The sequence below is a fragment of the Proteiniclasticum sp. genome, assembly GCF_003514505.1.
Taxonomy (GTDB): Bacteria; Bacillota; Clostridia; order Clostridiales; family Clostridiaceae; genus Proteiniclasticum.
Window position 1 is genome coordinate 1 of the sequence record NZ_DOPX01000011.1, and the last position, 26,688, is coordinate 26,688.

Here is a 26,688-nt window from a genome sequence, read left to right on the forward strand (position 1 = left end):
GCTTTCTGGCGCAATTCCTGTAATGTGATTATTAGGACTTACGAAAACATCCGCAGGTTACAATGAAAGGTTGTTCCTGCGGATGTTTCTATGGTCTTATACTATTTTCAACTTATGCTTCAAAGAAATTTTCTTCCTTCAATAAATACATTTTGAACTTCCAGGTCTTCTGAGAGTATCAGAAGATCTGCATCATAGTTCAATGCAATTTTTCCTTTTACTTTGTCTATTCCTGAGAACTTTGCGCCGTTGTAGGAAGCCATTTTAATTACTTCATAAAGTGGCAGAGCTGTATTTTTATATACATTCTGCACGGCTTTATCCATGGTCAGAATGGAACCGGCGAGAGCTCCGGATTCAAGTCGTGCTGCACCTTCTTTCGAGATAACCTTCTGGCCTCCTAACGAATATGTGCCATCTGGCATGCCGCATGCCATCATGGCATCTGTAATAAGAAGGGTCTTATCAGATCCCTTCACCTTATACGCTGTTCTCAGTGAAGGATAACTCACATGAATACCATCGGAAATGGTTTCTGTGGTGACATCTGTATCAAATATTGCGCCAACAACACCAGGGGTTCGATGTGTAAAAGGACTCATGGCGTTGAACAGGTGTGTAGAGTGGTTAAATCCGTGATGGATTCCATCCATGGCTTGCTCATAACTTGCTACAGTATGTCCCATGGAAACATTGACACCATGTTGTCGTAGATAAGGGGCGAGTGTAAGGGCTCCTTCTACTTCTGGAGCCATGGTGATGTTTTTAATCAGGTCAATATGTTCTCCCACCATATCAAGGAAAGATTCTATGGATGGGCGGATTACATAATTGGGATTCTGTGCCCCTATGGCATGCTCACTGATGAAGGGACCTTCTAGATGGATTCCTGCAATGGTTGCACCAGTGACATTTCCTTTGGCCTCTTTAATTGCTTCTACTGCTTTACGGATTTCTTCTACAGAAACGGTCATTGTAGTGGGGAGGAAACTTGTAGTTCCGTGTTTTGCGATGGTATTTGAAATGGTCTCTAATGCTTCAAATGTTCCTTCCATCGTATCGTGGTTTCCCGCTCCGTGAATGTGGATATCCACATATCCTGGAGAAAGGTACCTGCCATTACCTTCGATGATTTCATCATCGCTGAAATCAGGATTCATCGAGACGATCTTCCCATCCATGATCTGGATAGACATTTTTTCGATCCGATCTGTAAATATGACGTTAAAGTCCTTAAATATCATGTGTACACCTCTTAACTTCTGTTTAAACCATTATGTGGTTTACTTTTATTATACATCAGAATTTTTCAATTAAAACTTTATTCATGTGAATAACTTTATTGTTTTATCCCATAATAGGGTTGTCTGCAAAAAGTGGAAACTGTCGCTCATATCGATTATGATAAAGCTATGAATGATTTGAAAGGAACTAGTGAATCTTTATGGAGCGTTTAGAAGGAGTAGTCCGGGACATAGTATTTCAGAATGAGGAGAGTGCGTTTTGCATCATCAGGATTGAGGATGAGCAAGAGGTGCATACAGCGTTGGGGACATTTCCCTATATATCCGTAGGGCAAACTTTGGTCCTGCATGGTGAATCTGTCCTCCATGCAACCTTCGGAAAACAGTTCAAATGTGAGTCTTATGAGGAAGTTGTTCCCAGCACCATGGCGGGCATCGAAAAGTATTTATCTTCTGGAGCGGTTGCAGGAATTGGCCCCATCACTGCAAAAAAACTAGTGGAGAAGTTTGGTGCTGAGATTTTCAGTATTATTGAAAATGAGCCTGAGAAGCTTAAAGAGCTGGATGGCATCGGAGACAAGAAAGTCAGGCTGATTTACGAATCATATATCAAAGGGCGTGAGGTGAAGAACATCATGGTGTTCCTCCAAAGTTACGGAGTCACACCCAAACAGGCACTCAAGATCTATAGGGTTTTTGGTAACGAGTCTGTGGCAAAGGTCAAAGAGAATCCGTATATACTTTCGGATGAGGTGCCAAGCATTGGTTTTAAGACAGCAGATAAAATTGCCAGAAATCTGGGGATTACCTTAGATTCGCCCTTTCGGATTCAAAGCGGAATCAAGTATATCATCAACGAGTACTGTGCTCAAGGAAGCACTTTTATACCGAAGGAGATGCTTCTTGAAAAAGGTCAAAGTATTCTTGAAGTCAGAAGAGAGGAGCTGGAGGAGAACATTCTCCACGAAGTCATGAAATCTAAGCTGATGCTGGAAAGAATAGGCGATGTAGAAGGTGTTTTTACCATGCCTTATCTTTACGCTGAGATATCAGTGACAAAACATATGCTTGGTCTTTTGCTGGAAGGTGTTGAAGGACTTGACATTCCTGTGAAAGACTATATTCAGGATTTTGAGAAAAAGAATGGCATTTCATTTCATGACAAGCAGATTGAGGCAATCACAGGTGCTGCAGAAAACGGTATTGAGATTATCACTGGTGGTCCTGGTACTGGGAAAACTACAATCATCAAATGCATCCTGAATATTTTTGAGCGTGCGGGTAAGAAGGTGCTGATGGGTGCACCCACCGGCAGAGCTGCCAAAAGAATGTCGGAAGCCACCGGACGTGAGTCAAAAACCATTCACCGCCTAATAGATTTAAGTGTTTCGTCAGAGGAGGATGAAGTGCTTTTCGACGAAGATGAAACATTGAACTGTGATGTGGTTATTATCGATGAAGCTTCTATGATTGATGTAATGCTTATGAATAATCTTCTGAAAGCCATCAAGCCCAAGACGAGGCTGATTCTTGTCGGAGACGTGGATCAGCTTCCTTCTGTAGGGGCGGGTAAGGTTTTGGAGGACATTATTGACAGTGGTGCTTTCCCTGTGGTTAAGCTTCAGTTTATCTACAGACAGGGGAAAGAATCCTTTATCACAACAAATGCGCATAGGATTAATACAGGTGTAATGCCAGTTCTAAATGCGAAAGAAAGTGATTTTTTCTTTATTCAGGGAAATGATTCTGAAGACTCACTGCAGAAAGTGATTGAGCTTGTGACCACTAGGCTTCCGAAATTTAATGAAAAGTGGGACAGAGTTAAAGATTTTCAGATACTCACTCCAATGAGAAAAGGAGAGCTTGGTGTGTATAACCTCAATCTGGTGCTCCAGAAAGCGCTGAATCCAAGAAGGAAAAAGTATAGCTTCACCGATTTGCAGATTGGTGATAAAGTGATGCAGACGAAAAACAACTATATGATCAAGTGGAGAAAAGTAAAAAGGACTTTTGGGGAACCACCTGAAGGACAGGGGATTTTTAATGGTGATATCGGCTATGTTACAGATATTAATGAGGAAGATAATACCGTATCGGTGCTTTTTGATGAGGATAAGATTGTGGAATTTGAATCTCAGGACTTGGATGAACTGGAACTTGCTTATGCGGTAACCATCCATAAGAGTCAGGGAAGTGAGTTCAAAGTAGTTCTTGTCCCACTCTTCATGGGGCCTCCTCTATTGATGAGCAGAAACCTGATCTATACTGCTGTAACGAGGGCTAGAGAACTCATTGTTTTGGTGGGATCTCAGAAAGCATTGTCTTATATGATTAAAAATACAAAAACTTATGATAGGCATACATCGCTTAAGTATAGAATCATGAGTGTCATGGATAATGTAGGGGAATAGAATAATAGTGGAGGTCTTTATGAAAGTTGAAAAGAAGCAGCAGCTCTTGCGTTGGTATATGGAAGGTGAACAGAAAGCCATAAACATCAAAACAGTTCCCTATATGGGGATTGAACCATTGAAAGAACTGGTGAACAAGGTTCTTTATGATGGAGGACGGGTTCTTTACATTACTGGAGAAATGAAAGAACATGTGCTTATTTCCCAATATATGAGAAATTTGGGGTTTTCTTCCATTTCACTGCACCAGGATCTTGAGATCAATGAGAAGGAATCGCTGGTCATCTGTGATTATTTCCAAGCGTTGCGAATCAGGGAACAGTATGATCTTGTGGTTTATGATGACGTCAATTCATTTCCGATTCATAAAAAGCCTGAAATGCAGCATCTGATTGGATTTATTTTTCCGAGATGCAAAAAAGTGGTTGCCTATTCTTTTGAAACAGTTTTTATGGGAATGGATGTGCTGGAAGTCCCTATGGCAGGCCGAAGTGGATTTGTTTCTGAGCCTAGAGTGATTGAGACACGGCTGAATCTTGATGAATTCGTGCCCACTTCGGTGTATGAATACCTTCTCTGGTTTGTATATGAAAAGAAAAAAGTTCTGTTTCTTACTGCTGATAAAAAGGTCAAAAGAAAAGTTGCCAGATTTCTTTCGAAGGTTGATGAATCGCTGGAAAGCTGTATTTTTGATGTGGATGAGATTGGTACGAAGACCATGAAGGAACTGGTCAAGGATCTTGAAAAACCGTATATTTTCATTACCGATGATCTGGATGACTATTTGGATGTGGAAACCAATTTTGAAATCATCATTCATGGTTCGGACTCTTCCAGATACAGCTATAGAGAACTTCTCTTCCTCTGTTTAAGAACAGGATTCTATGAAGAGATGAATGGGGAAGTAATCATGTTGTGTCAACATATAACAAGAGATATGGAGAGGACAAAGGAACTGACAAGACATTTCAATAAAGTGCTTTGGGAAGAAGGGTTTGAATAGGATTGTCCGGTTTTTTCAGAATCTGCTGTTTCCTTATGACAAGTGCCCTGTCTGTGAAGAGTTCACAGATGGGCTTTGTGCTTCTTGTAAGAAGAAGCTGGTGTTCTTAAAGGAGGAAGGGCTACTGGAAAAGAAGAAGGGGATGTCCATCCTTGAATATAATGAGGAGGGAAAAGCTCTGCTGATGGCATATAAGAAACAAGGATCGTTTTATGCCGGTGAAGATATGGTGAATCTTCTGCTCTATGCTCACAGAGACTTCATCAGCTCTTTTCAACTCATCACATTTGCCCCGAGTTCTTATCGCTCTACTCAAAATCTGGGATTTGATCATGGTGCATTTATGGCGGAAAGACTATCCAAAGAAACTGGAGTTCCGTGGAAGGCGCTCTTTCGACCTTCAAAAACGGAGCAAAAAAAACTAGATATGGAAAGCCGGAAAGAAAATGCGAATCATATTAAGCTTCGACGTGACCCGTTGGCGCCTTTGAAAGGGAAGAGGGTCCTGATTGTGGACGATGTCTTCACCACTGGAAGCACCGTAGGGAAATGTGTGAAGCTTCTCGAGAATCAAGGGATTCAGCCATATTATATAACTGTTTTCAAACTGATGTGAGCTGTTCCTTTTCATACAGCTCTTGAATATCTTCCTTCAGATTGATATAATGTAAAATTGAAAGTTATGTTTGTAGTTGCTCGGGGATACCCCTGATAGTCCATGCCAGTCGCAGGCAAAAGGATCCACGTAAGTCAGTCAAAGCACTGACAATCATGGTGCGGCTTAGAAGTAAGTCCTGCCAGAAATGAGAGGGTAAGTAGTGAGAGGTTAATTCCGGGTAGCAAAAGCTCCAGCAGGCGAGTGTGGGGTCAAAGACTAGGTCAGATAACTTTCACGCACGATTGTGCAGTTAAGCAGCCGTTGGCTGCTTAATTTTTTCGTGTAAATAACTCTATGTGGTATTTATCATAAATAGGGCTATAATTATAGTGGTGACCGTACACAAAGTGCGGAGAAGGATGGGTGATGAAAATGGATACGATTTTGTTCTATTTGTTTGTGGTTTATTCAATTATCCCCAATATTTATTTCCGGTATTTTTCAAAATGCGTTCTGAAAAAGATTCCTGTGGAAGGGAAGAGGATAGCAGTGACGTTTGATGATGGACCAGATCCGAGATATACGCCACAGCTGCTGGATCTCTTGAAGAAGTATAGGATTAGAGCCACCTTTTTTGTGCTAGGTGAAAAGGTTAAGGCGAACCCGGACATTGTCGAAAGAATCGTCAGAGAAGGGCATGTGATTGGTCTTCATGCAAATAAACATATTGGCGCTCCGATTCGTTCCTACAAAGCGATGAAAAAGGATTTTCACGATTCCATTGAGGTATTGCGGGGGATGGGTATTACAGTAAATTTATATAGACCGCCCTGGGGGCTTGTCAATATTGTTTCCTCAAAATTCATACATCAGTATGATTTTAAACCAGTATTATGGTCTCTTCATGCATCAGACTGGAGTAAGTATGTGGATGAGGAGTATATTGAAAAGACTTTACTGAAAAAAGTCAGGCCTGGAGATATTGTGCTCCTTCACGACGGAAGAGGTGCAAAAGATGCGCCGCAGAGAACGATCAACGCATTGGAGATTGCTTTGCCGGAGTTGCAGAAAATGGGGTATGAGTTTGTTGTTCCTGAACATGATGCGCCTGTAAGAGTGTAGGAGAGAGAATGGATATACTGAAGAAAGTTATTGGTTTTTATGATGCAAGTCTTGTCAGAATGCTGGGTTGGAAGCGTGTTCCGGGAAGCAGCATTGGGTTTTTATATTTGGTTCCTAAAGTGCACAGAGGAAAGAATGTGATCATTGAGGATGGTACAGTCATAAAGCGTGGTGACTGTTACTATGAAATTCATATGGTGAACACAAACTTGAAGAATCTCGATACAAGTTATGGAAATCTTTTTACGATGCTTGCGGAAGAGTTGAAACTGATCGGCAAACATATGGAAAAACCAGAAAATAGAAAGTATAAAGCTGTCTTAGGCATTACACTTCTTCATCGATTGGCTCGGCGAGCCGGGTTTACAATCATCGAGATTGAATCACCCGTAAGACGGAAGATGGTGAGCCTTGGTGAGAATATTCTTAGGAGCACCTTAAGAAAAGAAAAAGCAAAAAAAGATGGTAAAAAAAGAATTGCCAAGGAATGCTGGATATCCCAATCTCAGTTATTTGAGATGATAAAGGAATAACTGAAGTAAAAAGGAGAGATCAATGAATCAGATCTCTCCTTTTTTAATACAATTATACAACACAACTGATTTTCTGTACTATAAATTTCATGTTGTTTTATAACAGTGGGTATTTAACAGGACGAAGAATTGTATCATAATGAAGGTGGAAAGATTCTTACGGTTTGCGTGTGATGTGAAAAAGTGAGAGGATAAAAGAAAAAAGTTGTAATAAAATAATAATTATTTTTTGTCAAGCTGTATTGAAATGTGAGACAAAATCACTATAATAATCATGAATTCTAGAATACTGTACTATTTTTGTATCAATAACAAGGGGTGTTGTTATAATAATCATCAAAACAGGAGTTTGTCAAGAGAGTTTTCGATTAAAGCAAGATTATCGGAGAAAAAACTTATTGACTAGGTATTAACAAAAAGATGAACCTATTGTATAATACATTTGTAAGAGAAAACAGATTAAGCTAAAAAGTTAAATGTGTTATAAAAACTAGGAGGATATAAGATGATAACTCAATGGAACGGATTTAATGAGGGCAACTGGACAAATGAAATAGATGTTAGAGATTTTATTCAGAAGAACTTCACACTATATGAAGGAGATGCATCTTTTTTAGCAGGCCCTACAGAAAACACAAAAAAAGTATGGGAAAAAGCTGGGCAGCTGATTGTTGAAGAAATTAAGCAAGGTGTTCTTGGGGTAGACGAAGAGAACATTGCAGGGATCAATAACTTCAAACCAGGATACATTATCAAAGAAGCAGAGACCATCGTAGGTCTTCAGACAGATGCACCATTGAAGAGAATCATCAATCCTTACGGTGGATTCAGAATGGTAGAGCAGTCTCTGGAAGCTTATGATTTCACAGCATCCGACTCAATCTTGAAAGAGTTTCCTAAATATAGAAAGACACACAATGAAGGTGTTTTCCATGCATACAATAAGGAAATGAGAGCAGCAAGAAGTACGGGTCTTATTACTGGACTTCCAGATGCTTATGGAAGAGGAAGAATCATCGGTGATTACAGAAGAGTGGCTCTTTATGGAATAGATCGTCTGATTCTTGAAAAGAAAAAGGATCTTGAAAACCTTAAGGGACCCATGCTGGATGCACTAATCCGACAGAGAGAAGAAGTCAATGAGCAAATTCGAGCATTGAATGAAATGAAAGAAATGGCAGCTTCTTACGGATTTGACATTTCTCAGCCAGCGAAGGATGCAAAGGAAGCAGTTCAGTTTGTGTATTTTGGATATCTGGCAGCTGTAAAAGAAAACAACGGAGCGGCGATGTCTCTTGGAAGAACAAGTACTTTCCTGGATTGCTATATCGAAAGAGATTTACGAAATGGTACCATTGACGAAGCGGTAGCTCAAGAGATCATCGATCAGTTTGTCATTAAGCTGAGAATGGTCAGACACCTGAGAACGCCAGAATACGATGATCTGTTTGCAGGAGATCCAACTTGGGTAACTGAAGCGATCGGTGGTGTTGGTCTTGATGGACGACCACTGGTGACCAAGTCATCCTTCAGATTCCTGCATACACTGATCAATCTTGGAACAGCTCCAGAACCCAATATGACGGTTCTATGGGCTCAGTCTCTTCCTGAGAACTTCAAGAAGTTCTGTGCGGATATGTCCATCCAGACAGATTCCATTCAGTATGAGAATGATGATATCATGAGACCTCTTTATGGGGATGACTATGCAATCGCATGCTGTGTGTCTGCAATGTCCATCGGGAAGCAGATGCAGTTCTTCGGAGCAAGGTGCAATCTGGCAAAATCACTTCTCTATGCTCTAAATGGTGGTGTTGACGAAAAATCAGGAAAGAAAGTCATCGAAGGTCTTACACCTATTACTGACGAAGTACTGCAGTATGATACAGTACTCGAAAACTACAATAAGGTTCTCGAATATGTAGCGGAACTTTATGTCAATACCATGAATATTATCCACTATATGCATGACAAATATGCTTATGAAGCTGGCCAGATGGCACTTCATGACACAGAAGTGGGCAGACTCATGGCGTTTGGTGTTGCAGGACTTTCAGTAGCTGCTGATTCACTTGCTGCGATCAAATATGCAAAAGTAATGCCAAAACGCAATGAAAATGGAATCACAGTGGATTTTGATATCGAAGGGGACTTCCCCAAATATGGAAATGATGATGACCGTGTGGATGACATCGCAGTCAGTCTGGTGGAAAAGTTCTCCAGCGAACTGAAGAGACATCAGACCTATAGAGACGCAAAACATACATTGTCTGTTCTGACCATCACATCCAATGTGGTGTACGGTAAGAAAACCGGTGCAACACCAGATGGAAGAAAAGCAGGAGAACCATTTGCGCCAGGAGCAAACCCAATGCACGGAAGAGACCTGGAAGGTGCTTTAGCATCTCTGAACAGTGTGGCTAAGATTCCATACTGCAGCACGTGTGAAGATGGTGTATCCAATACATTCTCGATTGTTCCGGATGCCCTTGGAAAGTCTGGAGATGAAAGAATCAACAATCTGGCATCTGTACTTGATGGGTATTTCTCACAGGATGCGCATCACTTGAATGTGAATGTATTCAACAGAGAAAAGCTTGAAGATGCCATGGCGCACCCAGAAAAGTATCCAACTCTGACCATCAGAGTTTCAGGATACGCAGTTAATTTCAACAGACTATCTAAAGAGCAGCAGATGGAAGTCATTTCAAGAACTTTCCATGAAGCTATGTAGTCTAGACTGATCAAATACTAGAAGGAGTGAGGACTTTGAAAGGCAGAATCCATTCAATAGAAAGCATGGGTCTTGTAGATGGACCAGGAATCAGAACTGTGGTGTTTTTGCAGGGCTGTAAATTGAGATGCCTCTATTGCCATAATCCAGATACCTGGACTATGGGTGGCGGAACCCAAGTAGAAGCCTCCGACCTTATCAAGAAGATTAAAAGATATCGTCCGTATTTTGAAAAATCAGGTGGTGGAGTTACCTTTTCCGGCGGAGAACCGCTGCTGCAGCCTGAGTTCCTATTGGAATCTCTCAAGGCTTGTAAAGAACTTGGCATCCATACTGCACTGGATACTGCGGGATACGGATTTGGCGAGTATGAAGAGATACTGAAGTACACAGATCTAGTTTTGTTTGATATTAAGCATGAAGATCCGAAGCAGTATTTATTCATCGCAGGTCAGAAAGAAGATAGGTCTTTGAAGTTTTTGGAAGCCGTTCAAAATGCAGGGACCAAAATGTGGATCAGACATGTTGTGGTGCCTGGCATCACAGACAGCGAGGAACATATCGTTCAGCTGGCTCAAAAAATCAAAACGCTTCAAAATGTAGAAAAAGTTGAACTTCTTCCTTATCATTCCATGGGAGAGAACAAATACGAGGTTATGAACATCAAGTATAAGCTTGAAGGTGTAGAGCAAATGGACCGTAAAAGAACTCAAGAGCTCACAGCACTACTTCATAAAGAGCTTGGTCAAGACTTTGTTGAAAGAGTGGAAGAGAAGAGTAAAGGTACTACATTATATAGAATAAGCTAGTGAAAAGCAGGGGAAACCAGATTTGGTTTATTCCCTGCTTTTTTGACGGAAATGTAAAGCGCCAGGCAATTGCCTGGCGCTTAAAGGGATTTTACTCTTCAACCTCGAACTGGTCTTTGCCAACTCCGCAAAGTGGACATACCCAATCTTCTGGTAGATCCTCGAAGCTTGTTCCTGGAGCGATTCCGTTGTCCTCGTCGCCTACTGCTGGATCATAAACATATCCGCAAACTATACAAACGTAACTCTTCATCATATTCCCTCCTAATTCAAATAAGTGTTATAGAATCATAACCTAATTTGATTATAGTGTAGAAATCACAAGCTTTCAATAGATTTTCTTCGATTTGATGTTTCGTAATGCGGGTTAATCTAGTATACTAAACAAGCGTGAGGTGAAAACATATGTTGGAATTAGAAAAGGAAAATATAAATAATCAAAATCATTTTTATAAAATACTACTTACCATTGCTATCCCGATCATTGTGCAGAATTTCCTGTCCTCCTCCTTGAATATGGTGGACAATCTGATGATTGGCAATCTTGGAGAAGCATCGATCGCTGCGGTTGGACAAGCGAACCAGCTTTTCTTTCTTTTTACTCTGATGTCGTTCGGTCTCAACAGTGGAGGAGCTATTTTTTTCTCCCAGTTTCATGGGAGCGGTGATTACAAGAGTTTCAAGAAGTACATGGGTATGACCATGGCTTTAGGTGGGCTGATTGCGGCTTTTTTTACAATCATTGCTGTGATCATTCCAGAAAGAGTTATGGGACTCTACTCTGAGGATCCAGAGGTTCTTAAAGCCTCTGTAGAATACCTTAGAATCGTTGGGTTCAGTTATATTTTGAGTAATCTTTCGGTGACAATGATTTTTGCGCTTCGATCAACAGGTCAAGCTTTTGTACCTATGTTTTCCAGTATCCTGGGATTAGGGACGAATACGCTGCTCAACTATCTTTTGATTAATGGAGCTTTTGGTTTCCCGCGATTGGAAGTTAGAGGAGCTGCCCTTGCCACGCTCATAGCGAGAATCATTGAGTTTTCAGTGCTCTTCTATATTGTTTTTCTGAAGAGCAATCTTTTGAATGGAACATTTAAAGAGCTTACATCGTTTAAGAAACCAAATATCTCGAATTTTCTGAGAGTCGCTGCACCTGTTCTATTGAATGAGACATTCTGGTCCCTTGGCATTGTGGTGTACAATTATTCCTATTCAAAACTGGGAGTATCCTCATTTGCTGCAATTCAGATTCAGAATACGATAACCCAGCTTTTCTATGTGTTTTCCTTTGGTATCTGCAATGCGGCAGCGATTATCACGGGGAATCTCATTGGGAAAGGTGATATAGAACGGTTAAAGGTGTATGCAAGTAAAATTATCAAGCTCACATTCCTTATCGGGGTAATCACATCGCTTCTATTAACTGTGTCCAAAAATCCGATTCTCTCGCTTTATCGCCTGGAAGAAGGCACGAGAGACACAACATTCAAGCTGCTGACTTATATTTCTTTTATCGTTCCTGTCAGATTTTTAAATGTACTTTTTGTTGTGGGACTTTTTCGTGGCGGGGGAGATACCAGATATTCTCTTTTTGCTGAAACTGCGAGTTTGTGGCTTGTGGGAGTTCCGCTGGTATCACTGGCGGCTTTGGTGCTGAAGCTTCCAGTAGAAAGGGTATTCGTTTTAAGTTTTTTTGAGGAAATGGTCAAACTTCTGATATGTTTGCCTCGCTATAAAAGCAAGAAGTGGATTCACCGTGTTGTATAAAGTATAAAGAAAAGCTCTTGGGCATTTTTCCCAAGAGCTTCTTTTTATGATTTTATTCTGCCAAGAGCTTCTGAGAAAGTCTCGAGCATACTGATTGATGAGTTCAATGTAAGGTTGTTTCGGTCTGTGATTGGATTGAATTCTACAAAATCGATGCTTTTTACAAGACCTGTCTCAATGATAGAGGAAACCAGCTGTTTGCTCTCTTCGAATTCTAAACCGTCTTCTACAGGAGTTCCTGTTCCGGGTACGTGTCGAGCATCCAGAGAATCAATATCGTAGGACAGATGGATGCGTTGGATTCCGCTCTCTGTAATTTTATGTAGAAGCTCTTGGATGGCTTTTTCCATGCCTCTCTCTCTGATGTCGGTCATTCTCCAAGTGTGGATCCCATGTTCTTTAATGATGACCTCTTCCCCTTCATCTACGCTTCTCAGACCGAGGATATAAATATTCTCAGGTTTTACTTTTTGACCTTTCACATAGAGTTCTGTGAGCAGTTCATCACCAAGTCCTGCAGAAGCACCTAAAGGCATTCCGTGGATATTCCCGGATGGACTCGTCTCAGTGATGTTGAGGTCTGCATGAGCATCGATCCAAATCACGGCAAACTCGTCTTCTGTGGCAGACTTGACGCCAGCCAAGGAACCTAATCCCAAGGAGTGATCTCCTCCGACAACAAAGGGAAGATTGCCTTCCTGAATTGCATTTTGAACAGTCTCAGCAAGCCTTTCGTTTCCGGATACGACTTCATTCAGATACTTCATAGATGTATGTGAAGCATACTTCTTTGAAGGATCCACCTGATCTACTTTGATATTTCCTCTGTCTATTACATACTCATTGTTCTTTTTAAAGAGGTCTACAAGGCCTACTTCTCTTAATTTGTCTGGCCCAAATTCAACGCCAGGTCGGTCACAACCATAAAACATTGGAAACCCAATGATTTCAATTTTCATATGAACACCTCCGTGTAATTACAATTCATTATATATCAGATGTTTTTATATTACCATTAATTTGGGATAAAAATCTTTATGCAATTATGTGTATAAACGTTCATTTTAAAGGGTTTGAAAGGGGTTGAAACTAAATAAGACGATTTCAAAACGATTACATGACAACGATTTCGTTGAATGAAGATTTGCATAAATCGTCTAAAGATTTAGTCCGTTTTCAATAACTTCAATTGCGGAAGTCCACTGTATTGTGATGATGATACAGGGTATAATGAAGTATAGATTTTGAGGAGGAGTATGTGATGGTTATAAAGAACGATCAAGTGAAGGAAGTAGTCTGCGGTGAAGGAATCAGACGAAAGGTTCTAGCCTACAATCAGGAGATGATGATGTGTGAAATCACCTTTTCAAAAGGTGCAGTAGGAGAGATGCACTCGCACCCTCACACACAAACAACGTACGTTATGGAAGGGGTTTTTGAGTTCACCATTGGTGAGGAAAAAAGCGTAGTGTATAAAGGTGACAGCTTACTCATGCCTGCGGGTGTGCCCCATGGGACAGTGGCGTTGGAAGATGGTGTGCTTCTGGATGTATTCAGCCCGATGAGAGAGGATTTCCTATAAAATCCTCTCTTTTGCAGTTCGATACAACAAAGAATTCCTAAGTAAAGAAGAATGCATAGAGGTGCTGGCTTCTTCATAAAGCAGGGAGAATACTGCCTGATGCTAGGAAACCAAGAAGAACAGGTAAAAATTGAATCATTTTTTTCCTGTTCTTTTATATGGTATGATTCCCTTCACTTTGTCCAAATGGATACATGAAATCCAAAAACAATGCATTTCCCGCCTATGGTACACATGGAGGAGATGCATTGTTTGTTCAGGATAAAGCTTTTTTACGATAAAACCACTTTATGGATGATGGCGCCTTCTTCTAAAGAATAGGAGTATGTACCAAGGTTGAGCTCTTTTAGCAAACCATCTAGAAAGCTTTTACGTAGTTCATGGTAAAGGGCGGGGGAAAGTCCAGCATTTTCATAATAGGGAGCATGAAGATCCTTGAGGGTCGAAAAGACCAGATGATGCTCACTGGCGTCTACGAGCTTATTTACTTTGTCACAGGGCATTCCATCCAACAAAACAGACTGGAGCAGCTGATACAGCTCCTCTCCGTTTTGTACAGAAACACCAGGTTTTAAAGTAGTTCCCAGATTGTGTCCAAATTCATTATACGCTTCATGTAGTGCGGACAGATTGGTATCGTTCATTATTTCAGCCAGCAGTTCACTGAGTCTTTTTTCATTAGCTATGAGATGACCCTCCAGCCAGCCATGAATATTGTTATGATCAATCTGATCTGAGAGCATTGCATCAGTTGTGGGAGTACCATGATGATTTTCCAGATCATTCAGCTTCTTTTCCATACCGAATTTTCCAGCAAGGTAAGATTCTATCTGTTCCTGAAGGTGTATTCTCTGGTGCTGTATGAAATGGATGGGAGCAAGTTTTTCTTTCATTTTAACCTCCTGAAATGTTGTTCTGTATTCAGTATATCGGCAAAAGTGCAATAGAAAAATGATGGATATCAAATTTCATGAATTATAGATACCGAAGCGAATGAGAACAAAATAATGAAATTATGCTGAAAGTAAGGTATACTTCACTAAGGAATAAATTTAGATAGGTGATGAAATGAGATTAAGAAAAAAATGGTGGGCCAGACCAGAAATGGCAGAAGATGAGAAGTCCATTCTCAACCCCTATGATCAGAAGGGAAAATGGAAGGAAATATTTGGCAATGATCATCCGATTCATGTGGAGCTTGGCTGTGGTAAAGGACAGTTCATCAGTACACTTGCAAAGGAAAACCCTGACATCAACTACATTGCCATTGATTTAAAAGATGAGGTACTGGTGTTTGTATTACGGAAAATCAATGAGCTTGGATTGACCAATGTTAGGATCATTCCGATGTTTATTGAAAGGATAGATGAAATTTTCACTGAAAATGAAGTATCGAAACTCTACATCAATTTCTGCAATCCGTGGCCTAAAGCCAGCCATAATAAAAGAAGGCTGACGCATCCAAGATTTCTTAAAAAGTACAAGGGATTTATTAGACCTGGTACAGAAGTCTGGTTTAAAACCGATGATGATGATCTGTTTGCGGCTTCCTTGGACTACTTTAATGAAGAGGGATTTCGTGAGATGTACCGGACCTTTGATCTCGAGGAGTCTGGATTCAGTGAGAATATTAAAACGGAATATGAAGAGAAGTTCAGCTCTTTTGGAGTGAAAATCAAGTTTGGTATTTTCAAGCTCCAGGAGGGGGAGTAGAATGATGAGTGTTGAAGAAATAAGAGAAGATCTGGATCGATTTCTAAAGGGATATTATAAGAACGCATTCATTGAATATCTTGATGTACCTGGGAAGGTTCTGGAGCTTCGTCTGGTTCTGGATGAATCAGAAAGAAAGTATGTAAAGCTGTTTTATGACGACAATAAAAAGATGTTTACAGAAGCAGCTGCGGAGACAGAGAAGGATCTGGCAAGTATCGATGCGGTATATTTACGCATCGATGAAGATGGGATCTTTTTCGGCAAATCCTCTTTTGATCTCACCGCTTCGAATGCCGCTGTTTATTATCTGCTCAGCAGGTATTTAGAAGAGATGGTTGAAAAACTCCCTGGAAAACTAGAAGAGTATGAAACGAAAATGCTCCTGCAATAGAAACACCCTGGTGTGAAAAATCACACCAGGGTGTTTCTATTATTACTCAAATACTTTTTTCGCTTCTTCGAGAATCTTAGAATAGTTGGGTTCATGACCAATTTCATTTAGATACTCAGCGTAGATTACGCGGTTCTCTTCATCTAAAACAAATGCAGCTCTAGCCAGGATGCCCAGTTCTTCCACATAGGTTCCTGTGACTTCACCAAAGACTCTGAACTTATGGTCCGAGAGCATGGTGATATAGTCGCCTGCATTTTCCTTGACCCATCTCTTCAGGGTAAAGGGGAGGTCCATGGAAACGGCGAATACTTTGTAAGAAGGCAGATTCTCCAGCTGATCATTGAAAGTCAATAATTCCAGAGAACAGACTGAAGTATCCACAGAGGGGAAGGTCAGTAGTATTTTAGGACCACTGAGATCTCTAGAGTCCACATCTTTCAGGGACAAATCCGTCAGCATAAAGTCAGGCAACAGATCACCTTCTTTGAGCTGTGTGCCAAAAAGATGGACTTCGTTTCCACCAAATGTTACTTTCATGAAAATCACTCCTCGTATAACATGTTTATGTAAATCGTACTACGTATTTTTCTTCCAAAAACAGAGGCATATAGGATTCTTTGGATTTTCTCAGTCCAGGAATGCCCAAATCCTGTTCCCGGTTGGTGTAGAGGATTCCATCTCCGAACTCTTCCAGAGCAGTTTTGGCAAGAAATGCATAAAGACCGTTGAAGGTTTTCTGCGCTTTTTCAATATGGTTTAGTATCACCTCATCTTGAATCACTTCAAGAATTGTGAACCCCTGGCATACCCCATCAATAAACACGGATATTCCCTTCAGATCGAAAGAAGCCATGTTCAGAAACAGATCACGGATGCCAAGAAGTTCATGGTACAGTTGAGGAGAGTACTCATTTTCTTCAAACCACTTTTCTGCAAGCTCGATACATTCTTTGACTGAATCTTCTATATATTTTATAGTGTACTCGTGATTTCTTATAAATTGGTTAAAGTGATTTTTCTTTTTATGAAGTGCTTTTCCCTGATATGTTCTAAGCTGTTCTACACTATAAATATATTCCTGCTGATCTCTATGAAGTTCATAAGTGAAGGTGAAAGGCAATGTCTTGAGATCTTCCAGCTGAGATTTTTCCACATCTCTTAATACCTTATCGTGACCATTCTGTTCCATGTGTGCAAAAAGCATAGTGTAGGCTTCTTTTGCATGGAGAGCGTCCTTATAGACAGGAGCCATGAAGTAGGGCTCTTCGGTGCCTTTTTTGATGAATAGATAGTTTTCTGAAGCAAAGTACATGGTATTATTGAATTTACGCCACAAGTAAAGGTTTGTGAACTGATAACTTGAATTTCTATAAGGGAACGGGTTCAAAAACTTGTCCCAAACATTCTTTGCATCTAGTGTCAATGGTAAAAAATCCATGAAAAAACTCCTTATTCAGCATGATACGTATTATTTTTTTTCATAAGACAAGATCAGATTTTTTTTGTAGAGCTCATAGAATACAGGGCTGAGCTTTGATGCGTCATGGAGCTCGAAGTGTATGTCATCTGAAGCCAACAGCGTTATCTCAATGGTATCCTCGAGAATACTGCATTTTTTGAGGTGCAGCTCCTTTTGGTCAGACTGCAGCAATCTTTCTGCGAGGCTTAAACAGATGCCGATATCATAAACCATTTCCAGATCCATTCTATTGATGATCTGCCCGTACTGAAGAAGAGGAGCTTCTTTGTGGATGCCATTGGTGAAAGTGGCAGTAAGTCCACAAAGAATGATCTGGCGGTGATCGAGGCCTCTCAGTTCAGAGTTTATAATGATGTAGAAGTTGTGCTTATCATGATTGTAGTATCTAACAGAAAGACCAACATCTCGAAGTCTGGAACTTACTAAAAGTATGTCCTGTGCATCCTTCCATTCCTTACGCACACCATGTAAAGACTCATAGAGCTCTGAGGTGAGTACAAACAGATTCTTTGACTTTGTTTTGTTAACGGAATGTCTGCTGAGGATATTGGAGATGGATTGCTCCAGCATAGGGGGCAGCATGCCAAACCTCTTTTGGATATGTTCCAGGAGGAACCCTTCGCGGATTCCCGATCCGCTGACACGGATCCGTTCAATGCCGGTTTCCTGAAGCAGCAAGTCCACGATGGCTAAAGCAGAGGGCAGGATATCTGCTCGATCTTTATCCAGACCAGGCACTTGAATTCTTTGAGCCAGATTTTTCGACATAAGGGATTTGTAATGCCAATGGATATCCTGATTTTCCAGGGTGTATTCGTGAATGATATCCAGTGGATATCTTCGTTTTTTTCGGTCAATCTTAGAGATTGCTCTGGCAGATCCTCCAACAATGACCATATCCTCATAGGTATAGCGTTTCAGCCAAGGGATTTTCCGGATCTCTTCAATGAGATGTTTCTCCAGTCCTATATGGTTTTCTTTCAAAATATGATTCTCAAGACTGAATTTTTCCGTCAATGAAACGGGTCCAACAGGAATATGATACCGATCTTTTAAAATACCGTTTTCCACAAATCCGATCTGGGTGGAAACTCCGCTGATATCCACAATGAGAGATCTGGTAAGGTTCATAGAATGAGATAGTGCCAGATAATCATAATGAAGCTCTTCTTCACAGGTTAAGCTGACGATTTCCTCGCCAATCTCATCAACGATTCTTTGTTGGATGGTGGAAGTGTTGTCGATTCTCTGGAAAAATTCTGAAAAGACAATGAGGATTTTATCTGCTGACACAGAATCTGAAAATTCCTTGAAGTGCTTCAGGATGGTGAGCAAGTGTTCTATTTTTTCTTGTTTTATGACATTCTCCACATGGGTGTTTTGTCCAAGCTTCAGATCTTCTCTATAGGATTCAAGAAGCATGTAGCTTTGATCAGCTTTAATCTGCCAAAGAGCATAACGGATTGTATTTCCACCTATATAAATCAATGCGAATTTTTCCATTTCTTTTCCCTCGCTTTTTTCTAGTGTATTCATTATACTACAATAGATTTTACAAGAAGCAGTTCTGTGTAAATTTTACAGAAGACGCAAGGTAATAATAGGGACTTCTTTTGGCTGGCCAGTATCCAGAGTATGGACGAATGAAGCGTACTGTAGTAAAATGGATAAGATATAGATGGATATAGAAGTCAGAGCGTCCCTTTTGGGACAACAAGGAGGAAGAACGATGGATTACAAAGCAGTCATAGCAAACAAGATCAGCAGTGTGCTGAATATCGGGCAGGAAGATGTCATGAGACTTTTGGAGATTCCACCGAGACCAGAGATGGGAGACTATGCTTTTCCGTGTTTCTCCCTGGCAAAGACCTTAAGAAAAGCACCGAATGCCATTGCCAGCGAACTGAAGGATCAGCTTCAGATCAAAGAAGTGGAACGAATTGAGGTTTTAGGACCGTATCTGAATTTTTTCCTGGATAAAACTGAGTTTTTGTCAGGCGCTGTAAGTGAGATTCTCTCAAAACGTGAAGCGTTTGGACACTCGGATACTGGGGAGGGAAAAACAGTCCTTGTGGAGTACTCCTCTCCCAATATTGCGAAGCCATTTCATGTAGGGCATCTTTTTACAACAGTAATCGGAAACTCTCTTTCCAGAATCTTTAAATCTCAAGGATATAAGACAGAGAGAATCAATCATCTGGGGGACTGGGGCACACAGTTCGGAAAACTGATCTCAGGGTACGAACGATGGGTGGATCTTGAAAAACTGAAAGAGACGCCGATTGAAGAGCTGAACAGAATCTATGTGAAGTTTCATGAAGAAGCGGAGAAAGAGCCAAGCCTGAATGATGAAGCCAGAGCCCATTTCAAGAATCTGGAGGACGGAAAAGAGTATGAAGTAAAACTCTGGAAGGAGTTCAGAGAACTTTCACTCATGGTTTTTGAAAGAGTCTATAAAGAACTGGGCGTCGAGTTCGATTCTTATGCTGGTGAGAGTTTTTATGGGGATAAAATGGATGAGGTTGTGGATATTCTGGAAGAAAAAGGAATTCTTACAGAAAGCAACGGAGCTCAGGTGGTTATGCTGGATGAGTATAATATGCCGCCTACCATCATCAAAAAAGCCGATGGAGCCACCATATACGCCACAAGAGATCTTGCGGCGGCTATATATAGAAAAAGGACCTATGATTTTTATAAGAATATCTATGTTGTTGGCACACCACAGTCCCTTCATTTCAGACAGGTTTTCAAAACACTTGAACTTGCTGGGTTTGAATGGGCTAAGGATTGTGTGCATGTAGGGTTTGGTCTGGTGAAGTTCCCAGGTAAAATGATGTCTTCCCGAAAGGGGGATGTGGTTCTGCTGGACGATCTTCTGAAAGAAGCTGTGATTACAGCGGAGAAGATTATTCTTGATAAGAATCCAAATCTGAAAGAGAAAGAAGATGTTGCCCGTAAAGTCGGCATTGGCGCCATCATCTTCACGTACCTTAAAAACGGCAGAGAGAAGGATATTATATTTGACTGGGATGAAATCCTTTCTTTTGATGGAGAGACAGGACCATATGTTCAGTATACCTACGCACGAGCAAAGAGCATTCTAAGAAAAAATGACACATATCATGATGCGGATTTAACTGTGCTCACTGGCACAGAAGAGTTTGAACTGTCTAAAACCCTGGCATCCTTCTCCAACGCGGTAACTCAAGCAATGGAAAAATACGAGCCTTCTGTCATCACCAGATATGTGCTCCAGGTAGCCAAGGATTTCAATAAGTTCTATAACAACTGTCCAATAAATTCAGCAGAGACCAGTGTTAAAAAAGCAAGACTCCAGCTGGTGGAGGCCACAACGGTGGTCATCAAGAATGCCCTGGCGCTTCTTGGCATTGAAACTGTAGAAGAGATGTAATAAATGACAAGATAGACACAGCTTTTTAAAGCTGTGTCTTCTTTGACGGAGTCTTCAGAAGGGGGACCGCTTTAGATTTCTCCAATTTTAGCCAGTCAACCATAGGCTTTAAAGTATACTGGATTCAGTTCCTGACATTTGAGAAAGGGGTGAAAGATATGATCACCGTAGAAAATTTGACAAAAGAGTTTAAGATCAATAAGAAGTATCCTGGGTTCAAAGGCGCCATTAAATCCTTTTTTTCTAGAGAATATACCATAACCAAAGCTGTAGATGATATCAGTTTTACAATAAACAAAGGAGAAATCGTCGGATATATTGGAGCCAATGGGGCAGGGAAATCAACTACAATCAAGATGATGACTGGGATTCTGACGCCTACAGCAGGTACAGTGACTGTCAACGGACGAGTACCTTATGAGAACAGGCAGATTAACGCAAGAGACATTGGTGTGGTATTTGGACAGAAGACGCAGCTATGGTGGGATCTTCCTCTATCAGAGACGTTTACATTGCTAAAGGATATTTATGAAGTTCCGGAAGAAGAGTACAAGAAGCAGATGACATTTCTGAGTGAAGTGCTGGAGCTCAATGACTTCATGCTGCAGCCAGTGAGAACTCTTTCTTTGGGACAGAGAATGAGAGGTGATTTGGCCGCTGCGCTGATTCACAATCCGAAAGTCATCTATTTGGATGAACCTACCATCGGTCTCGATGTGGTGGTGAAGGAAAATGTCAGAAAAGCCATCAAGAAGATCAATGAAGTATACGGGACAACCATCATACTCACAACCCATGATCTTATGGATATTGAAGAGCTCTCCAGCAGAATCATCATCATTGACCGTGGCAGGATGCTCTATGACGGAAATCTTGCGCATATTAAGGAAACTTATGGCTCACAAGCTGAAATAGAAATCATCACCAAAGAGGTCATTCAGCAGGAGAAACTGTCCATGGCTTCACACCTGGAAAGAAAAGGATGTACTGTAACATCAGAAGAAAACCGCTTAAATATCAAATACAATAAAAATCAATTGTCCAGTACTGAGATATTGAAAGATCTTATGGGGATGTTGGATGTGACAGACTTTAAAATCAAGGAAGTTTCCATTGAAGATATCGTAAAAAGAATATACAGGAATGAGGTGTAGAGGTGAAGAAGCTTAAGATGTATCTCCCTTTTACATTCAATACATTCCAGATGCTTCTCAGCTATAAAGCCAATGTGATCATCTTCATGATGGGGGAATGGCTGATGCTTATGGTGAGCTTCTTTCTTTGGAAAGCGATCTTTGCCAGCTCACCGGATCAGATTCTCAATGGCTTTACCTTGGAGGAAATGTATGCCTATATTATGTTTTCGTTTTTAACAGGTCTGATGACATCGGTAGACATTTCTTTTGATATCTCCAGGGAAGTGAAAGACGGCACCATTGCCATCAATCTCATCAGACCCATCAGCTATGAAATGAGGATGCTTTTCCAGGCGCTGGGGGGAGTGCTGTACAATTTCATCGTGATTTTTGTTGCGGCTTTCCTGGTGGTCAATGTTCTGCTTTATCAGGCGACTGGAATACTCTATATACAGCAGCTGCCTCTTTTTGCGCTGAGTCTTAGTATTGGTCTGATGATCAATTTTTATTTCAGCTATACCTTTGGTCTTCTTTCATTCAAGGTGACCAATATGTGGGGCGTCAGTCAGATCATGGGTGCTTTGTCACAGCTTCTCTCCGGTGCCCTGATTCCGCTGGTGTTTTTCCCTGATCTGGTTCAAAAAATAATCCAGGTTCTTCCTTTCAGTTCCATCATCTACACACCAGTGATGATTTATCTGGGAAAGCTCTCTGGAGAGGATACAATATATTTCATTCTCCTGCAGCTGTTCTGGCTGATGGCTATGGTGCTGCTGTCCAGAACTGTCTGGAAAGCGGTGGTAAAGTCTTTAACCATACTAGGAGGTTGAAATGAGAAGATATAGTAAACTTTATCTGCAGTTTCTGAAGCAGTACATCAAGGTGCTGATCGAGTATCGTGCTGACTTTATTTTTGGTCTGGTTGGGTTTATTCTGGTTCAGTTTTCAGGTGTGGTCTTTATTCAACTGATTTTCAGAAGCATTCCTGCTTTATCTGGATGGACCTTTCATGAGGTGCTCTTTATCTATGGATTTGCTCAGATTCCCAGGGGCATCGATCATGTTTTCACAGATAACCTTTGGATATTAAGTGGGCGGATTCTTCTGGAAGGTGGATTTGACAAATATCTTCTTAGACCCATCAATCCATTATTTCACTTGCTGTCTGAACGCTTTCAGCCAGATGGATTTGGTGAGATTATCATAGGAAGCATCCTGGTTGGATACAGTGGCGTGCACCTGGGCATGGACATCACACTGGAGAAAGGAATCCTCTTTTTGACTGCCGTGTTCTTTGCCACCATTATTTATACGGCCATCAAGCTTGCGGTATCAAGCATTTCCTTCTGGATCAAGTTTGCCCAGTCGTATCTCTATATGACCTATCAGATGAGCACATTTACGAAATACCCCATGACCATTTATCCCAAGGCGATTCGCGGACTTCTGACTTTTGTGATACCCTTTGCCTTTACAGGATACTATCCAGGGGCCTACTTTTTAGGGAAGGCTGGTTTTATTCAAGGTATCGGCATGACAATCCTCGTCAGCATCCTCAGCATCCTGGCTGCGTATCAGATCTGGCTGAAGGGTCTAACCAAATACGAAAGTTCAGGATCTTGAAGAAAGAGTAATATAATAATGGACATGCCGGACTAAATCCCTGAGAAGCGACAGATATCGTGCGCTTCTCACTTTTTTTTGTAATGCTGAAATCGTTCTATTCTGACGAATATAAAGTCAAAGGCACTATTATTCTTTCGTTCTTCACATTTGCGCTCAGATTATTTACCACGCCGGTTTTGCTGTGATAAGATAACCACGTTGTTAAATTTTTTACTAGGAGAGTGAAATATGAGAAAAGACCTGCTGTATACACTAAAACCTCATGAACTGACCAAGGAACATCTGACAAGAAGCCTCAACAACCATCCAGAGGTGCAGTTTGTTTCGTTGGCAGCCGTAGACCTGATTGGACATGAAACAGATACAAAAATACCGGTTCGTTTATTTCTGGAGGATCTGGACACATTTCTCTACGGTTTTGCCGCTCAGACAGACGGGTCCTCTGTATTCCTTCCAAAGATTGCCACACTGAATAATGCGAAAGTTGATATGAAAGCAGATCCATCTGTCAACTGGTTCGTTGAGTATAATGAAACTCTTATGGATCTTGAAACTGGAAAGCCTGTGGGCACACTGAAAATCCCGTGCTTCCTCTATCACGATGGAGTTGCAGTTGACTCGAGACATATACTGCAGGAAGCTGAAACTGTCATGAAGAAGGATATCCTGGAAGCATTTCAATCGCCCTCACTCCAGAAAGAGTTTGGGTTCACCGCCGAGGATATCGACGAAGTCTGCCTCACCACGGCCACAGAACTGGAGTTTTGGGTGAAGTCACCCAACACATCCGGAGATATTGAAGCTCTCAGCACTTCACAGGAACTGAAGGAACAGTACTGGAGCAAAACAAGAGGTGCAGTGAGGAGTGCTCTTGAGGAAACCTTGATTCTCATGGACAGATATGGTATTGAACCTGAAATGGGACATAAGGAAGTGGGAGGTGTGCGGGCGAAGCTGAATGATCATGGACGATTTGAAGGGGTTTTAGAGCAGCTTGAGATCGACTGGAAGTTCTCTTCACCCAAACAGACTGCCGACTACGAGCTCTTTGTGAAGAATCTGGTGCGGGAAGTTTTCATCAGATATGGACTGGAAGTTACCTTTCTGGCCAAACCTCTGGATAAGATTGCGGGCAGTGGAGAACACACGCACTTCAGCGTCGCGGTTAAGCTGAAGGACGGAAAGAGAGTGAATCTTTTCCACAGTACACGAGAGGACTTTCTAAGTTCCATCGGTTATGGAGCCATCATGGGCGTGCTGATAAATTACGAGGTCATCAATCCTTTTGTGACCTCATCCAATGAAGCTTTCAAGAGACTGAAAAAAGGATACGAAGCACCCATCAGTATCGTTTGCTCCCTGGGATATGAACCTGCGGTGCCCTCAAGAAACAGAACGATTCTGATCGGTCTTATCCGAGATGAGAAAAATCCTCTTGCCACTAGATTTGAACTAAGAGCACCAAATCCTCATACCAACACATATCTTTGCATGGCTTCCATGTTTATGGCCATGAAAGATGGTATCAGCTATGCTGTTCTGAAAGAGCCGGAAGAGCTGCTGAAAGAACTTTCCAAAACGCCGGAAGAGTCCTTTGACTACTTAGGAAAAGGAAGGGCTTACAGAACGGAAAAAGATGTCTTTGATGATTTTACGGATGAAGAAAGAGAAAGATATTTTGGTGTTGCTCCTGAAACAGTATATGAAAACATCAAGGGATTCTTCCAGTATCCAGAAAAAACACAAATTCTAAAAGCTGATAATGTGTTCAGTGAAAAAATCATAGACAGCTACATTGATGGTCTATTATATAAATGGTATACAGAAATAGATCACAGGATAATTCCAACTTTCATACAGGAGATCCGAAGTTTCAAGAAGTTCCATAAAGACGGAGTTTTCCTTGATGACCGGGCCAACTGGGATAAAGTCGAAAGACTGAAGATTTCACTGATGAAAAACACGGATAAAGGAAAAGGCGTATTCAACTATATGCGTCAGGCAGTGGAGCAGAAAGAGTGGGACACACTTTCCGAGACACAAAAGCTGATGTACGACAAGATGGATGAACTGAGACTTGCCTATAAAGAATACAAAGAAAACCTGCTGGATCTTCAATAGAAAAGCAGCCTCCTGTCATCAGGGGGCTGCTTTTCTACGCCATTTAATTTGTGAAAAAAATCCCAGGATGGTATTTGCTGTAATTCCGCATGAGAGCGAGAATGCTCCATATGAATTTCGCTCATGGACTTTGTTAAGTTTTGACAGTGTGAGATATGAGTTGTATAATAAAAGTTGAGAAATTAGATTGCATACAATCAAATAACGTAAAAGGAAGAGCAGAATGGTAAAGTATAGACTGAAAATTACCGATATCCTGATAGAATCGGAAGATACATGGACATTTCTCTTGGAAATGCCGGAGGATTTTAACTGGGAGGAAGGTTCCCATGCACATATTGGCATTGAGGGATATGATTTTAATGCGCCAAAAGGTACGTTTGTCAGGCATATGTCCATCATGACGTTGCCTGAAGAAGGGAAGATCGGGTTCACCACCAGAAAACGTGGAGAGCTTTCTGTGTTTAAAGAGACACTGTTCAATATGAAGGTAGGGCAGGAGCTCCTGGTGTTTAAACCTGGCTCCAGAATGGCACTGAGACGTGAAAACCGTCCTCTGGTTCTTCTTTCCATGGGGGTAGGCATAGCAACCATGAGGCCGCTTATTCTGCAGCATCATAACAATCCAATGGGAATCAAAGAAGTATACCAGATCAATGTGGATGCTGGTGGAAGTTTCCTTTATCAGAAGGAGTTTGAATCCATGGCTGACAGCAGTGTTAAGCATACATGGCTGAGAGGCAGAAACGGGCTGGATGAGGTTCTGGAACGTGTGCTTTCAATTGAGTCCCCCATTTTCTACCTCGTGGGCAGTGATGCATTTGTCATTCAGCGCACTCATTGGCTCATGGAGCATGGTGTAGCATTTCAGGATATTGTTGTGGATAAAAAGGAGCAGTTCATCAGCAGAATGCTCATGATGAGCCCCAAAGATTTTCAGATGATTTTATAACAGAACGGATCCGTTCTGATACAAGGCGCAGAAGAAGAGAGG

General features: G+C 41.2%; 24 protein-coding genes. 17 read left to right on the forward strand and 7 right to left on the reverse strand.

Annotated features, from left to right (window positions below; translation table 11 throughout):
• Positions 1–119: 119 nt before the first annotated feature.
• Complete coding sequence (gene nagA / locus DEF30_RS03030; protein ID WP_294096363.1) at positions 120–1,244, reverse strand: N-acetylglucosamine-6-phosphate deacetylase; 1,125 nt, start codon at positions 1,242–1,244, stop codon at positions 120–122.
• 200 nt (positions 1,245–1,444) lie between these two features.
• On the opposite strand from nagA, the gene DEF30_RS03035 reads away from it, so the two are divergent.
• The 7 genes from DEF30_RS03035 (at position 1,445) to pflA (ending at position 10,454) form a co-directional block, all read left to right on the forward strand.
• Complete coding sequence (locus tag DEF30_RS03035) at positions 1,445–3,655, forward strand: ATP-dependent RecD-like DNA helicase (RefSeq protein WP_294096365.1); 2,211 nt, start codon at positions 1,445–1,447, stop codon at positions 3,653–3,655.
• Between the two features lie 19 nt (positions 3,656–3,674).
• The gene (locus tag DEF30_RS03040) at positions 3,675–4,658 is read left to right on the forward strand and encodes a hypothetical protein (protein ID WP_294096367.1); all 984 of its coding nucleotides are present in this window, start codon (positions 3,675–3,677) and stop codon (positions 4,656–4,658) included.
• Entirely contained in the window at positions 4,651–5,274 is a 624-nt protein-coding gene (locus tag DEF30_RS03045; protein ID WP_294096368.1) for a phosphoribosyltransferase family protein, read from the forward strand. The genes DEF30_RS03040 and DEF30_RS03045 overlap by 8 nt, the downstream gene beginning before the upstream one ends.
• 414 nt (positions 5,275–5,688) lie before the next feature.
• The gene (locus DEF30_RS03050; RefSeq protein WP_294096370.1) at positions 5,689–6,378 is read left to right on the forward strand and encodes a polysaccharide deacetylase family protein; all 690 of its coding nucleotides are present in this window, start codon (positions 5,689–5,691) and stop codon (positions 6,376–6,378) included.
• An 8-nt stretch (positions 6,379–6,386) separates the two neighbouring features.
• On the forward strand, positions 6,387–6,911 hold the full coding sequence (locus tag DEF30_RS03055) for a hypothetical protein (RefSeq protein WP_294096372.1): 525 nt from the start codon (positions 6,387–6,389) through the stop codon (positions 6,909–6,911).
• Positions 6,912–7,416: 505 nt separating this feature from the next.
• Positions 7,417–9,645 (forward strand): formate C-acetyltransferase, encoded by a 2,229-nt coding sequence (pflB, locus tag DEF30_RS03060; protein WP_294096374.1) that lies wholly within the window; start codon positions 7,417–7,419, stop codon positions 9,643–9,645.
• 35 nt (positions 9,646–9,680) lie between these two features.
• On the forward strand, positions 9,681–10,454 hold the full coding sequence (pflA, locus tag DEF30_RS03065) for a pyruvate formate-lyase-activating protein (protein ID WP_294096375.1): 774 nt from the start codon (positions 9,681–9,683) through the stop codon (positions 10,452–10,454).
• Positions 10,455–10,545: 91 nt separating this feature from the next.
• Here pflA and rd read toward each other — a convergent pair whose 3' ends face one another.
• On the reverse strand, positions 10,546–10,707 hold the full coding sequence (gene rd / locus DEF30_RS03070; protein WP_074910475.1) for a rubredoxin: 162 nt from the start codon (positions 10,705–10,707) through the stop codon (positions 10,546–10,548).
• A gap of 152 nt (positions 10,708–10,859) precedes the next feature.
• Here rd and DEF30_RS03075 point away from each other — a divergent pair, with 152 nt between their 5' ends.
• Positions 10,860–12,224, forward strand: coding sequence for an MATE family efflux transporter (locus DEF30_RS03075; protein WP_294096377.1), 1,365 nt, complete (start codon positions 10,860–10,862; stop codon positions 12,222–12,224).
• A 44-nt stretch (positions 12,225–12,268) separates the two neighbouring features.
• On the opposite strand, the gene rocF is transcribed toward DEF30_RS03075, so the two are convergent.
• Positions 12,269–13,183 carry an arginase gene (gene rocF / locus DEF30_RS03080; RefSeq protein ID WP_294096379.1) on the reverse strand — a complete coding sequence of 305 codons (915 nt, stop codon included), beginning with the start codon at positions 13,181–13,183 and terminating at the stop codon, positions 12,269–12,271.
• Between the two features lie 302 nt (positions 13,184–13,485).
• On the opposite strand from rocF, the gene DEF30_RS03085 reads away from it, so the two are divergent.
• Positions 13,486–13,806, forward strand: a complete 321-nt coding sequence (locus DEF30_RS03085; protein WP_294096490.1) for a cupin domain-containing protein — start codon at positions 13,486–13,488, stop codon at positions 13,804–13,806.
• Between the two features lie 272 nt (positions 13,807–14,078).
• Here DEF30_RS03085 and DEF30_RS03090 read toward each other — a convergent pair whose 3' ends face one another.
• Complete coding sequence (locus DEF30_RS03090) at positions 14,079–14,699, reverse strand: hypothetical protein (protein WP_294096381.1); 621 nt, start codon at positions 14,697–14,699, stop codon at positions 14,079–14,081.
• A gap of 175 nt (positions 14,700–14,874) precedes the next feature.
• Here DEF30_RS03090 and trmB point away from each other — a divergent pair, with 175 nt between their 5' ends.
• The gene (trmB, locus tag DEF30_RS03095; protein ID WP_294096383.1) at positions 14,875–15,519 is read left to right on the forward strand and encodes a tRNA (guanosine(46)-N7)-methyltransferase TrmB; all 645 of its coding nucleotides are present in this window, start codon (positions 14,875–14,877) and stop codon (positions 15,517–15,519) included.
• Position 15,520: 1 nt separating this feature from the next.
• The gene (locus DEF30_RS03100; protein WP_294096385.1) at positions 15,521–15,913 is read left to right on the forward strand and encodes a hypothetical protein; all 393 of its coding nucleotides are present in this window, start codon (positions 15,521–15,523) and stop codon (positions 15,911–15,913) included.
• A gap of 42 nt (positions 15,914–15,955) precedes the next feature.
• On the opposite strand, the gene tpx is transcribed toward DEF30_RS03100, so the two are convergent.
• From tpx to DEF30_RS03115, 3 genes are read right to left on the reverse strand one after another with little or no spacing between them, the layout of a single operon-like run.
• The gene (tpx, locus tag DEF30_RS03105; RefSeq protein WP_294096387.1) at positions 15,956–16,453 is read right to left on the reverse strand and encodes a thiol peroxidase; all 498 of its coding nucleotides are present in this window, start codon (positions 16,451–16,453) and stop codon (positions 15,956–15,958) included.
• 25 nt (positions 16,454–16,478) lie between these two features.
• Entirely contained in the window at positions 16,479–17,354 is an 876-nt protein-coding gene (locus DEF30_RS03110; RefSeq protein WP_294096388.1) for a phosphatidylglycerol lysyltransferase domain-containing protein, read from the reverse strand.
• A gap of 30 nt (positions 17,355–17,384) precedes the next feature.
• Entirely contained in the window at positions 17,385–18,884 is a 1,500-nt protein-coding gene (locus DEF30_RS03115) for a hypothetical protein (protein ID WP_294096389.1), read from the reverse strand.
• 241 nt (positions 18,885–19,125) lie between these two features.
• Between DEF30_RS03115 and argS the strand changes: the two genes are divergently transcribed.
• From argS to DEF30_RS03145, 6 genes are all read left to right on the forward strand, one after another.
• The gene (gene argS / locus DEF30_RS03120) at positions 19,126–20,811 is read left to right on the forward strand and encodes an arginine--tRNA ligase (protein WP_294096391.1); all 1,686 of its coding nucleotides are present in this window, start codon (positions 19,126–19,128) and stop codon (positions 20,809–20,811) included.
• Positions 20,812–20,969: 158 nt separating this feature from the next.
• Entirely contained in the window at positions 20,970–21,965 is a 996-nt protein-coding gene (locus tag DEF30_RS03125; protein ID WP_294096393.1) for an ATP-binding cassette domain-containing protein, read from the forward strand.
• A 2-nt stretch (positions 21,966–21,967) separates the two neighbouring features.
• Positions 21,968–22,777, forward strand: coding sequence for an ABC-2 family transporter protein (locus tag DEF30_RS03130; RefSeq protein ID WP_294096395.1), 810 nt, complete (start codon positions 21,968–21,970; stop codon positions 22,775–22,777).
• A gap of 1 nt (position 22,778) precedes the next feature.
• Positions 22,779–23,570 carry an ABC-2 family transporter protein gene (locus DEF30_RS03135; protein WP_294096397.1) on the forward strand — a complete coding sequence of 264 codons (792 nt, stop codon included), beginning with the start codon at positions 22,779–22,781 and terminating at the stop codon, positions 23,568–23,570.
• A gap of 231 nt (positions 23,571–23,801) precedes the next feature.
• On the forward strand, positions 23,802–25,694 hold the full coding sequence (locus DEF30_RS03140) for a glutamine synthetase (RefSeq protein ID WP_294096399.1): 1,893 nt from the start codon (positions 23,802–23,804) through the stop codon (positions 25,692–25,694).
• A 223-nt stretch (positions 25,695–25,917) separates the two neighbouring features.
• Positions 25,918–26,646: a hypothetical protein gene (locus DEF30_RS03145; RefSeq protein WP_294096401.1), complete on the forward strand. Its 729-nt coding sequence runs from the start codon at positions 25,918–25,920 to the stop codon at positions 26,644–26,646.
• Positions 26,647–26,688 lie beyond the last annotated feature (42 nt).